The organism is Streptomyces litchfieldiae, from assembly GCF_031845365.1.
Taxonomy (GTDB): Bacteria; Actinomycetota; Actinomycetes; order Streptomycetales; family Streptomycetaceae; genus Streptomyces; species Streptomyces litchfieldiae.
The window spans coordinates 524,528-534,626 of sequence record NZ_JAVREL010000002.1 but is presented as its reverse complement, the minus strand read 5'-3'; the positions used below and the strand labels follow the sequence as shown (position 1 = coordinate 534,626).

Here is a 10,099-nt window from a genome sequence, read left to right as displayed (position 1 = left end):
GACACCAGGGATGACCGGGGACGGAACGCGCGCCGTGCGGGCCGGGCTGCCGGAGGCGGCCGCTTATGAGCCGCCCGTGCCGGGACCCGTGCTCGCCGCCCACTTCCATCTGCCCGGTGACCCGGCCGTCGCGCCCTACGGCTACGGCCGCGAGGGCAACCCGACGTGGACCGCGCTGGAGGCGGCCGTCGCCGAGCTGGAGTCCCCGGACCAGCCGGCGCACGCCGCCGTCTTCCCCTCCGGGATCGCCGCCACCACCGCCGTGCTGTTCGCCCTGCTGCGCCCGGGCGATGTCGCCGTCCTCCCGTCCGACGGCTACCAACTACTGCCGCGCGTGCGCGCCCGCCTGGAGGCGTTCGGCGTCGGCGTCCGCACCGCGCCCACCGGCGGCGACGCCCAACTGGCCGCCCTGTCCGACGACGTGCGGCTGCTGTGGATCGAGACGCCGTCCAACCCGGGCCTGGACGTCTGCGACATCCGCCGGCTCGCCGACGCCGCGCACGCCCGAGGCGCGCTGGTCGCCGTGGACAACACCCTCGCCACCCCGCTCGGCCAGCGCCCGCTCGACCTGGGCGCCGACCTGTCCGTGGCCAGCGGCACCAAGGCGTTCAACGGCCATGGCGACGTGCTCCTCGGCTATGTCGCCACCCGCGACGCCCGCCTGCACGCGGAGATCCGCGACTGGCGCACCACCACCGGCGCCATCCTCGGCCCGATGGAGGCGTGGCTGGCCCACCGCGGCCTGGCCACGCTGCACCTGCGCGCCGAGCGGCAGCAGGCCAACGCGCTGGCCGTCGCCGCCGCGCTGCGCGAGCGCCCCGAGGTGAGCGGGCTGCGCTACCCGGGCCTGCCCGGGGATCCGGCGCACGAGGTGGCCGCCCGCCAGATGCGGCGGTTCGGCTGCGTGGTGTCGTTCGCGCTGCCCGACCGGGAGCGGGCGGACCGTTTCCTCGGCGCGCTGCGCCTCGTCGACGACGCGACCAGCTTCGGCGGGGTGCGTTCCACCGCCGAGCGGCGCGGCCGGTGGGGCGGGGACGCGGTGCCGGAGGGGTTCATCCGGATGTCGCTCGGCGTGGAGGACGCGGCCGACCTCGTCGCCGATATCCGGCGGGCCCTGGACGCCGCGGCGCCCGACGCGTCCGGGACGTCAACTGTTCGCTGAGGTTTCACCCGGCGGTCGCCGGGCCACATGACTTTCATGGCCCAAGCACAACCCGTGGTCAAGCGCACCGCCCGCGCCATCCTGCTCGACGCCGCCGACCTCATCGTCATCAAACGCACCAAACCCGGCCGTCCGCCGTACTGGATCACCCCAGGTGGCGGGGTCGAGCCCGGGGACGCCACCGTGCTGGACGCCCTGCACCGCGAGGTGTACGAGGAGCTCGGCGCCAAGGTCACGGACGTGGTGCCCGCGTTCGTCGACACGGTGCCGCACGTGCCGGGGCCGGGGGACGGAACCCCGCCCGGCCTGAAGGTCCAGCACTTCTTCGCCTGCCGCCTCGCCTCCATGGACCCCGCGCTGCGGCACGGGCCGGAGGTGGACGAGCCGTGCGGCACCTACGAGATCGTGCGGCTGCCGTTCACCCCGGAGGGCCTGGCCTCCGTCGACGTGGTGCCGGTCTCGCTGGCCGCCTATCTCGGCCGGAACATCGCCGGCATCCACGCCCTGTTCGCACCCGACTTCGGCTAGGACTCCCTACCCGAACCAGCCGCCGGACCCATCGCCGGAGTTCGCGCCCCGGCGCTGTGCGCGCTCCAGGGCGCGCCGGGCCTCCTCGCGCCATGCCTCCGGGGGCGGGGGCGGCGGCGACGGCGGGACCGGGGGCAGCGAAGGCAGCGGCGGGGCCGCCGGCAGCTCGGCCGACGCGGTCGCCGGCGCGGCGGTCAGCGCGCGCGCCGGCGTGGGCGCGGGCAGGGTGCGCCCGTTCAGCTCCTGGGTGCGGCGGACCTGCGCCTCGCGCGCGGCGCCGAAGAAGTCCCCGCCCTTGCGCTTGTAGTCGTCCGTGCCCCACTCGCGCGCGGTGCGCCGCGGCGCCTTCACCAGTTGCGGGATGTGCTTGGCGCAGTGGATGTACGCCTCCTGGATGTCGATCCGCACCCACAGCTCCGCGCGCCGGCCCGGCACCGAGTCGGTGGGCAGCTCGGGGTGCGCCGCCCGGAGCTGGGCGTCCGGAACGATGGTGGCGCGGCCGTTGATGTGCAGGCCGATGCGGGCCCGGTCGAAGTCCATCAGCAGCAGACCGGCGTGCGGGTTCTCCGAGATGTTGCCCAGGGAGGCGTGCACGCCGTTGCCCCGGTACTCGGGGTAGGCCAGCGCACGCGGGTCGAGCACGTGGAGAAAGCCGGCCGGACCGGCGCGGAAACTGTTGTCGCACTCGCCGCGCGCGTCCGAGGTGGCCAGGAAGAACATCTCCTGCCGGGACACGAACTCCCGCATCCGCTCGTTGAGATGGTCCAGCACCTGTTCGTCGTAGAAGCGGTCGGCCCGTTGCTCGGTGCCCAGCCGCCGCTGGATGGCGTGTTCGCCGTCGCTGCCCGGGCGGCGCACCGGGAGGGCGGGCAGTCCGCCGTTCCCCTCGCCGCCCATGCCTGTTATTCCTGACATCCCGTTACTTCACTTCTTACCGTCTCGTCGCCTCTGGACTGCCATCGCTGCCGTCACTGTGTATCACCACCGCGCCGCCTCACCTGCCGGAGGAAACGAGCGTCCCCAGGAAGTCGTGCCAGATCCGGTCCTGCGGTATCCCGGAGGAGACCAGCGCGTCCACGCTCTTGCGGATCATCTGCGGCGGCCCCGAGAGATATCCGTCGAACTCCCGCCACGGCCCGAACTGCCGTACCGCCTCCGGAAGCTGGCCGGCGATGCCGCGCGTCGCGAGCTGGGCAACGACCGGGCGCACCGACAGCCAGGGGTGGCGCCGTTCCAGGTCGAGGAAGGAGTCCAGGTCGTAGAGGTCGGCGTCGCGGTTGGCGCCGAAGAACACCTCGACGGGGCGGCGCCTGCCGTGCTCCGCGACGTCCTCGACCAGCGCCTTGATCGGCGCTATTCCGGTGCTGCCTCCCACGCACAGCAGCCCGCGCGTCGAGGAGTGGTCCACGGCCATCGAGCCGGCGGGCGGCCCCAGCCGGATCATGTCGCCGCGCCGGGCGCGGTGCACCAGCGAGCGGGACACCCAGCCCGCCGGCACCGCCTTGATGTGGAACGAGAGCAGCCCGTCGGACCGGGGACAGGAGGCGAACGAGTAGTAGCGCCAGACGCGCGGCCACCACGGCGTCTCGACGCTGGCGTACTGTCCCGCGCGGTACGGGTAGGGCTGGTCGGGGCGGACGGTGACCACCGCGACCTCGCTGGTGCGCCGCTCGTGGGAGATGATCTCGGCGTTCCACCAGGGCGGCGCGCGCAGTTCGTCCTCGGCGGCGGCGTCGATCATGGTCTGGGAGATCGCGGTGTAGGCCCGGACCCAGGCGCCCTCCACCTCGGGGCTCCAGCTCCGGTGCGCGTAGCGCTCCAGCGCGTACATCAGGGCCTCGCCGACGGCGGGGTAGTGGTGGGGGAGCGTGCCGTACTTGCGGTGGCCGCGGCCGAGGTGGCTCAGATACTCGGTGAGGGTGACGGTGTCGTCGATGTGCTCCGCGGCGGTGAGGAGCGCGCCGAAGAGCCGGTCGCGCTGCGCGTCCATCGCCGGGGGGAACATCTCGCGCAGTTCGGGGTTGTGCAGGAAGAGCAGGGCGTAGAAGTACGAGGTGACGTCGTCCGCCACGGGCTCGATCTCCGCGAGGGTGCGCCGGATCAGCACGGCGTCGGGCGAGGGCGCCCGGTTCCCGCTCCCGTCCGCGTTTCCGCTTCCGGTGGTGGTGGCGCCGTCGTCGGCCGATATCGCGGTCATGACCCTGCCTCGCCTCGATCAACTCCCGGTCGCACAGCGTGTCAACGTGCTCACCGGGAGCGGGTGGTTAACCGGAAACCCGGCCATCGAGCCCCCCGCATCCCCTAAACTTGGCGGCTTCTCACCGCCCGGACGCGGGTCTGACCCTACCGTTATACGGCTGAGACACAAGCCCCTTCCGGGAACGCGTGGTTCGTACGATTCCTGTGGGTTTTTAAACTTCCGCATATGACTATCACCATGCGGCGTGCGACCACTGCCGACGTTTCCTCCATCGTGGACATGCTCGCCGACGACATACTGGGCGCCCAGCGGGAGGATCCGGCCGACCTCGCCCCCTACCTCGCCGCGTTCGCCCGCATCGACGCGGACCCGAACCAGCACCTGCTGGTCGCCGAGCGCCCGGCGGACGGCCGCGTGGTGGGCACGCTCCAGTTGAGCGTCATCCACGGGCTGTCCCGCCGGGGCTCCTCGCGGGCGCTGATCGAGGCGGTGCGCGTCCACGCCGACGAACGCGGCGCGGGCCTGGGCAGCGAGCTGATCCGGCAGGCGGTGGCGGAGGCGCGGCGGCACGGCTGTGTGCTGGTGCAGCTCACGTCCGACGCCGCCCGCGCCGACGCGCACCGCTTCTATGAACGGCTCGGTTTCAAGGCGACACATGTCGGGTTCAAGCTCGCGCTCTGACCGGTTGGGCCCGCTTCTTGACCGCTCGCTTCTCGACCGCTCGCTTCTCGACCGCCCGCTTCTCGACCGGCGCCTCGGCCGGCCCGGTCACCGCCAGCCCGCCGCGTCGGTGCCGCCCGGCACCGGGGCGTCCGGCTCGTAGGGCTCCCGGGTGAAGACGAACGTCCCGAGGTCGAGATGGCTCACCGAGCCGTCCGGACCGCGCACGGCGCGCAGCGTCTCCCCCGCGAAGTAGCCCTCCAGCCCCAGCCAGGTGCCGTCCGGCCCCGGCCGGAACCGGGAGCCGCGGCCCACGCCGCCCAGCGGCGTCAGCGACAGCGCCGGCCCGGCGTGCAGGCGCAGCACATACCCGGACGTGCCCCAGTGCCAGGTCCCGGTCAGCGCCACCAGTTCGGGGTCGGCGTCCGGCATCGGCCGCCAGGGCGCGGGCAGCGGCGGCTCGTGCTCGGCGACCAGGTCGAGCAGGTCGGCGGCCAGCCCGGCGGCGCGCACGCCGGAGGTCGCGTTGGCCAGCGCCACGCCCGCGAGCCGTTCCTCGGGGCTCGTCCACAGCCCGGCGACGAAGCCCGGCATGGACCCGCTGTGCCCCGCCAGCAGCCGGCCCCGGCGCCGGATGAGCTGCGTGCCCAGCCCGAAGGCGGTGTCCCAGTCGCCCGGCTCCGGCGCCGAGGCGGGCGCGCGCATCTCGGCCAGCGTGTCCGCCGACAGCACGCGGTCGTCGCCCGCCAGCAGGAACGCGGCGAACGCGGCCAGGTCGGCCGCCGTGGACCACACCTGCCCGGCGGGCGCCATCCGCCCGGTGTCCACGGCCGGTTCGGGCTGCCGGACGTCCGCGTACGGATGCACCGCCCAGCCGGTGGCGTGCGGGGCGACGGGCAACGCGGTGGTGCGGGTCATGCCCAGCGGCAGCAGCACCTCGCGGCGCAGCACCGTGAACCACGGCTCGCCGCGGAGCTGTTCGATCAGCGCGCCGAGCAGGGCGAAGCCGGGGTTGGAGTAGTGGAACCGCCGCCCCCGGGGGTGCTTCTGCGGTTCCTCGCCGAAGACGTCGGCCAGCTCTGGGCGCAGGTCCCCCGGCGTGCGCTCCCACCAGGGGCCGCGCGCCTCGGCCGCCAGCCCGCCGGTGTGCGCGAGGAGTTGCGCGACGGTGGCCTCGCCGCCGTGCGGGGTGTCCAGGTGCCGGCCCACCGGATCGCCGAGGTCCAGCAGCCCCTCGTCGCGCAGCCGGAGGACCCCCACGGCGGTGAGCGTCTTGGTCAGCGAACCGATGCGGTACTGCACATCGGCCGCCGCCCCCGCGTCCTGGGGCACCTCGCCGCGGCCGGCCGCCCACACCGTTCGCCCGTCCCGGACGACGGCGGCGACGACCGACGGCGCGCGCCCCTCGGCCTGGACGACGGCCAGCCGGTGGTGCAGGGCACGGCGGGTGGCGGGCAGCAGCTCCTCGTCGGGGGCGGGCTCGACGGCCCGGGACGGCTGCGGTGGCTGGGACGGCTGCGGTGGCTGGGGCGACTGCGGTGACTGGGTCATGAGCGCACGCATACCCCGGCCGCGCGGGGCGCGCCACACGTTTTACCCGGCCGCCGCGCGTATCCCCGCCTACTCGGCCGCGAGTAGACGCGGATACTCCGCCTGTCAGACGACCGGGGCGGCCGGTCGCGGGAGCGTGGCGGCATGACAGCACTCTCCCGTCCCGTCCGCCGGGGCTTCCTCGTCGCTCATGTCGTCGTCTCGGTCGGCTGGCTCGGCCTCACCCTGTGCCTGCTGGTGCTGGCCATCACCGGCGCCGCCACCGGCTCGGCGGCGACGGCGGAGGCCGCCTACCGCGCCATGCGGATCTTCGGCGACTGGCTGGTCGCGCCGCTGGCGCTGTCCGCGCTCGCCACCGGGCTGGTGCTGTCGCTGGGCACGCACTGGGGCCTGGTCCGGCACCGGTGGGTGCTGGTCAAGTTCGTGCTCACGCTGATCACCGCCACCGCGTCGATCTTCGCGCTCCGCGCCGGGATCAACGAGGCCGCCGCCGAGGTCACCGCGGGCCGCCCGGTGCCGGACGCGGGCGGGCTCGTCGTGCCGCCCACCGTGGCGCTCGTCACCTATCTCTTCATGACCGCCGTCTCCGTCCTCAAGCCCTGGGGGCCGACCCGCTGGGGCCGCCGCCACCAGCGGGAACAGCGGGCGCGCCGCACCGGGGACGCCGCGCGCGGGACAGCGCGAAAAGGGGTCGCAAGGCCCCCCGCCGGTCAGCCAGTCTGAGGCCGTGACGTCAACGCCCCCCGCTCCCATCTCCCCCGCCGACCTGCCCATCCGCCGGCTCACCCTCGCCGACCTCCCCGCCTGCCTCGACCTCTCCGCCGACCGGTCCTGGCCCCGCGAGGAACACAAGTGGCGGCTGCTGCTGACCGCCGGCCAGGGCTATGGCATCGACGCGCCGCCCGGCGACCCGGCCGGCGGCCTGATCGCCTGTCTCGTCGTGACCTCCTACGCGGCCGACCACCGCGCGATCGGCATGGTGCTGGTCGCCGAGCGCCACGCCCGCCGCGGCATCGGCCGCCGCCTGATGCGGCACGCGCTCGCCGAGTGCGCCCCGGCCGCGGTGTTCCTCACCGCCACGGACAACGGCCGCCCGCTGTACGAACAGCTCGGCTTCAAGTCCGTCGGCGCCATCACCACCCTGCGCGGCCCGTTCACCGGCACGTTGCCCGCCGCGCCGGGCAGCACCGTGCGCCCGGCCACGGCCGCCGACCTGCCCGGCATCCTCGCCTACGACCTGCCCATATTCGGCGCCGACCGGACCGAACTGCTCACCCGGCTCCCGTCGTTCGCCGACCACATCCTGGTGGCCGAGGCGCCCGGCGGCGGCCTCGCCGGCTACGGCGCCTCCTGGCCCAACGTCACCACCACCGTGATCGGCCCGGTCCTCGCCGACGACCTCGCCACGGCCCAGGCGCTGATCGCGGAGCTGGCCGCGCGGGCGCCGCTGCCCGTCCGGTTCGACGTGGACGACCGCCACCGGGAGCTGGCGGCCTGGCTGCGGGCGAGCGGCCTCACCGGCGACAGCCGGTGCGCCCTGATGGTCCTGGGCGCGCCCGACCTCCCCGGCGACGCCACCCGCCGCTTCGCGCCCTACTCGGTCGCGCTCGGTTAGGTCCTGCGCCCGGGGTCACCACACCGGGCGCAGCGGCGGCGGCGTCTCGCCGCCCAACTCCCGGATCACGCGCGTCAGCTCGCCCCGCAACCGGTCCAGATCGGTTCCGGGGCCGAGCCGCGCGGCCAGCTCCGTCTCCAGCCCGTGCAGCACGCCGCCGGCCACCGCGAGATGGCGGTGCCCGGCCTCGGTGAGCACCACCAGCTTCCGCCGCCCGCCCGCCGGGTGCGGCTCGCGGCGCACATAGCCGCGCCGTTCGAGGTCGTCGACCAACTGCCCGGCGGCCTGTTTCGTGACGCCGAGGCGGCGCGCCAGCTCGCTGCTGGTCGCGCCGTGCGGGCCGAGCGCCTGGAACGCAAAGCCGTGCGCCGGGCGCAGATCGCCGTAACCGGCGCTCGCGAGGCGGCCGGTGAACTCGCCGAGCAGCAACTGGAAGGCCAGGCCGAGCAGGATCGTCAGCTCCGCCTGCCGCAGCGGGTCGCGCTCCGCCTCGGCGGGGGATTCGGGGTCGGACACGGGGTCCATGGTGACAGGTGACATTCACGAGTCAAGCTGCTTTACTCACTTCCCAGATCCGAGTAAAGCAGCTTGACTTACCCCATCGCCCCGGAAGGAACGACCCATGCGCGTCTTCACCCCCACCGCCGCCGACCGCCACACCACCCCCAACGCCGTCATGACCAGCCTGGTCACCCCCAGCCGCGGCAGCGGCGAGATCAGCGCCTGGACCGTCCACATGGAGCCGGGCGCCCGCGGCCCCCAGCACGCCATGGACCGCGAGCAGATCTGGCTGCCGCTGTCCGGCGCGATCACCATCACCGCCAACGGCGGGACCCAGGAGGTCGGCCCCGGCCAGGCCGCGTTCCTGCCCGCCCGGGAGGTGCGGCAGATCGCCGCCGCGGGCGCGGAACCGGCCGAGATCCTCGTCTGCATGGCCAACGGCGGCCGGGCCACCCTGCCCGAGACCGGCGAGGTGCGCGACATCCCCTGGGCGGAGTGAGCGAGGGCGCGCGGTCAGTGCCGCGCGCCCTCGGGTGTCGCCGCGGGCGCGCCGGGAACGGAACCACCGCGGGCCACCACACCCGGCGCGCCGACCGCGCCCGCCGCGTCCCCCGCGCCCGCCGCACGCCGGTCGCGCCGTTCCAGCGCCGCGGCGAACACCGCCAACGCCAACGCGGAGGCGGCCATCGCCGCGCCCACCAGGTTCGGCAGGGTCTCCCCGCCGCCGGCCGCCAGGACCAGGCCGCCGAGCCAGGCGGCGAGGGCGTTGCCCAGGTTGAACGCCCCGATGTTGACCGCCGAGGCCAGCGTCGGCGCCTCGGCCGCGTGGTCCAGGATCCGCTTCTGCAACGGCGGCACCGTGGCGAATCCGAACGCGCCGATCAGCGGCAGCGTCACCGCCGCGCCCACCTTGTCGTTCGCCGTGACGGTGAACGCCGCCAGCGCCAGCGCCAGCGCGCCCAGCGAGACGTACAGCAGCGGCATCAGCGCCCGGTCGGCGAGCTGGCCGCCCACCAGGTTCCCCACCACCATGCCCACGCCGAAGAGCGCCAGCAGCCAGGTGACGCTGGACTCGGCGAAGCCCGCGGCGTCCGTCATCATCGGCGCGACATAGGTGATCGCCGCGAAGACACCGCCGAAGCCGAGCACGGTCATCGCCATGGCCAGCAGCACCTGCGCGTTGCCGAACGCGGCCAGCTCGCGCCGCACCCCGCCCGGCCGCCGGCCCCCGCCGCCGGCCTCGCCCGGCTCGCCCCCGGCGTTCGCGGGCACCAGCGCCGCGACCCCGGCCAGCGCGATCAGCCCGATCACCGTGATCACCGCGAACGTCAGCCGCCAGCTCACCTGTTGGCCCAGCAGCGTGCCGGCCGGCACCCCGACGACGTTCGCCACGGTCAGGCCGGTGAACATCATCGCGATCGCGCTCGCCCGCCGCTCCGGCGCGACCAGCGTCGCGGCCACCACCGAGCCGATCCCGAAGAACGCGCCGTGCGCGAGGGAGGCGATCACCCGGCCCGCGAGCAGGACCCCGAAGGCGGGCGCCACGGCGGAGACGGCGTTGCCCACCGTGAACAGGACCATCATCAGCATGAGCATCCGCTTCCGGGACACCCGCGCCCCGGCGATGGCCATCAGCGGAGCGCCGAGCAGCACGCCCAGCGCGTAGCCGGAGGCGGTGAAGCCGGCCGTGGGGATCGAGACGCCGTACTCGTCCGACACCTCCGGCAGCAGCCCGGTGACCACGAACTCCGTGGTCCCGATCCCGAAGGCGCCGACCGCCAGCGCCAGGAGAGCGAGAGGCATGAGAGGACCCTTCGTGTCAGTTCCCTGTTCGCGCACTATGGGACGCGTAGAGGCTTTACCCGCAGAGACAATAATTGCA

General features: G+C 74.4%; 11 protein-coding genes. 6 read left to right on the top strand and 5 right to left on the bottom strand.

Annotated elements, in window-relative coordinates:
- Positions 1-10: 10 nt before the first annotated feature.
- Both RM590_RS06080 and RM590_RS06075 read left to right on the top strand, forming a co-directional pair.
- On the top strand, positions 11-1,162 hold the full coding sequence (locus tag RM590_RS06080; RefSeq protein WP_311703322.1) for a cystathionine gamma-lyase: 1,152 nt from the start codon (positions 11-13) through the stop codon (positions 1,160-1,162).
- Positions 1,163-1,198: 36 nt separating this feature from the next.
- The gene (locus RM590_RS06075) at positions 1,199-1,690 is read left to right on the top strand and encodes an NUDIX hydrolase (protein ID WP_311703321.1); all 492 of its coding nucleotides are present in this window, start codon (positions 1,199-1,201) and stop codon (positions 1,688-1,690) included.
- A 6-nt stretch (positions 1,691-1,696) separates the two neighbouring features.
- Here RM590_RS06075 and RM590_RS06070 read toward each other — a convergent pair whose 3' ends face one another.
- Positions 1,697-2,605, bottom strand: a complete 909-nt coding sequence (locus RM590_RS06070; RefSeq protein WP_394813793.1) for a pyridoxamine 5'-phosphate oxidase family protein — start codon at positions 2,603-2,605, stop codon at positions 1,697-1,699.
- A gap of 79 nt (positions 2,606-2,684) precedes the next feature.
- Positions 2,685-3,887, bottom strand: coding sequence for a globin domain-containing protein (locus RM590_RS06065; protein ID WP_311703320.1), 1,203 nt, complete (start codon positions 3,885-3,887; stop codon positions 2,685-2,687).
- A gap of 228 nt (positions 3,888-4,115) precedes the next feature.
- Between RM590_RS06065 and RM590_RS06060 the strand changes: the two genes are divergently transcribed.
- Positions 4,116-4,571 (top strand): GNAT family N-acetyltransferase, encoded by a 456-nt coding sequence (locus RM590_RS06060; RefSeq protein ID WP_311703319.1) that lies wholly within the window; start codon positions 4,116-4,118, stop codon positions 4,569-4,571.
- Positions 4,572-4,658: 87 nt separating this feature from the next.
- Here the strand turns inward: RM590_RS06060 and RM590_RS06055 are convergent, their stop codons facing one another.
- Positions 4,659-6,101 (bottom strand): serine hydrolase domain-containing protein, encoded by a 1,443-nt coding sequence (locus tag RM590_RS06055; protein WP_311703318.1) that lies wholly within the window; start codon positions 6,099-6,101, stop codon positions 4,659-4,661.
- A 144-nt stretch (positions 6,102-6,245) separates the two neighbouring features.
- Between RM590_RS06055 and RM590_RS06050 the strand changes: the two genes are divergently transcribed.
- Entirely contained in the window at positions 6,246-6,824 is a 579-nt protein-coding gene (locus RM590_RS06050; protein ID WP_311703317.1) for a DUF2269 domain-containing protein, read from the top strand.
- 4 nt (positions 6,825-6,828) lie between these two features.
- Positions 6,829-7,716: a GNAT family N-acetyltransferase gene (locus RM590_RS06045; RefSeq protein WP_311703316.1), complete on the top strand. Its 888-nt coding sequence runs from the start codon at positions 6,829-6,831 to the stop codon at positions 7,714-7,716.
- 15 nt (positions 7,717-7,731) lie between these two features.
- Here RM590_RS06045 and RM590_RS06040 read toward each other — a convergent pair whose 3' ends face one another.
- Positions 7,732-8,241, bottom strand: coding sequence for a MarR family winged helix-turn-helix transcriptional regulator (locus RM590_RS06040; RefSeq protein ID WP_394813792.1), 510 nt, complete (start codon positions 8,239-8,241; stop codon positions 7,732-7,734).
- 97 nt (positions 8,242-8,338) lie between these two features.
- Here RM590_RS06040 and RM590_RS06035 point away from each other — a divergent pair, with 97 nt between their 5' ends.
- Positions 8,339-8,716, top strand: coding sequence for a cupin domain-containing protein (locus RM590_RS06035; RefSeq protein ID WP_311703314.1), 378 nt, complete (start codon positions 8,339-8,341; stop codon positions 8,714-8,716).
- Between the two features lie 14 nt (positions 8,717-8,730).
- Here RM590_RS06035 and RM590_RS06030 read toward each other — a convergent pair whose 3' ends face one another.
- The gene (locus RM590_RS06030; protein ID WP_311703313.1) at positions 8,731-10,020 is read right to left on the bottom strand and encodes an MFS transporter; all 1,290 of its coding nucleotides are present in this window, start codon (positions 10,018-10,020) and stop codon (positions 8,731-8,733) included.
- Between the last annotated feature and the right edge of the window lie 79 nt (positions 10,021-10,099).

Excerpts from the sequence above, each read along its gene's own strand:
- RM590_RS06075 (WP_311703321.1), top strand. The coding sequence starts at position 1,199 with ATGGCCCAAGCACAACCCGTGGTCAAGCGCACCGCCCGCGCCATCCTG.
- RM590_RS06030 (WP_311703313.1), bottom strand. The coding sequence starts at position 10,020 with ATGCCTCTCGCTCTCCTGGCGCTGGCGGTCGGCGCCTTCGGGATCGGG.
- RM590_RS06050 (WP_311703317.1), top strand. The coding sequence starts at position 6,246 with ATGACAGCACTCTCCCGTCCCGTCCGCCGGGGCTTCCTCGTCGCTCAT.
- RM590_RS06080 (WP_311703322.1), top strand. The coding sequence starts at position 11 with ATGACCGGGGACGGAACGCGCGCCGTGCGGGCCGGGCTGCCGGAGGCG.
- RM590_RS06055 (WP_311703318.1), bottom strand. The coding sequence starts at position 6,101 with ATGACCCAGTCACCGCAGTCGCCCCAGCCACCGCAGCCGTCCCAGCCA.
- RM590_RS06040 (WP_394813792.1), bottom strand. The coding sequence starts at position 8,241 with ATGGACCCCGTGTCCGACCCCGAATCCCCCGCCGAGGCGGAGCGCGAC.
- RM590_RS06065 (WP_311703320.1), bottom strand. The coding sequence starts at position 3,887 with ATGACCGCGATATCGGCCGACGACGGCGCCACCACCACCGGAAGCGGA.
- RM590_RS06035 (WP_311703314.1), top strand. The coding sequence starts at position 8,339 with ATGCGCGTCTTCACCCCCACCGCCGCCGACCGCCACACCACCCCCAAC.
- RM590_RS06060 (WP_311703319.1), top strand. The coding sequence starts at position 4,116 with ATGACTATCACCATGCGGCGTGCGACCACTGCCGACGTTTCCTCCATC.
- RM590_RS06070 (WP_394813793.1), bottom strand. The coding sequence starts at position 2,605 with ATGTCAGGAATAACAGGCATGGGCGGCGAGGGGAACGGCGGACTGCCC.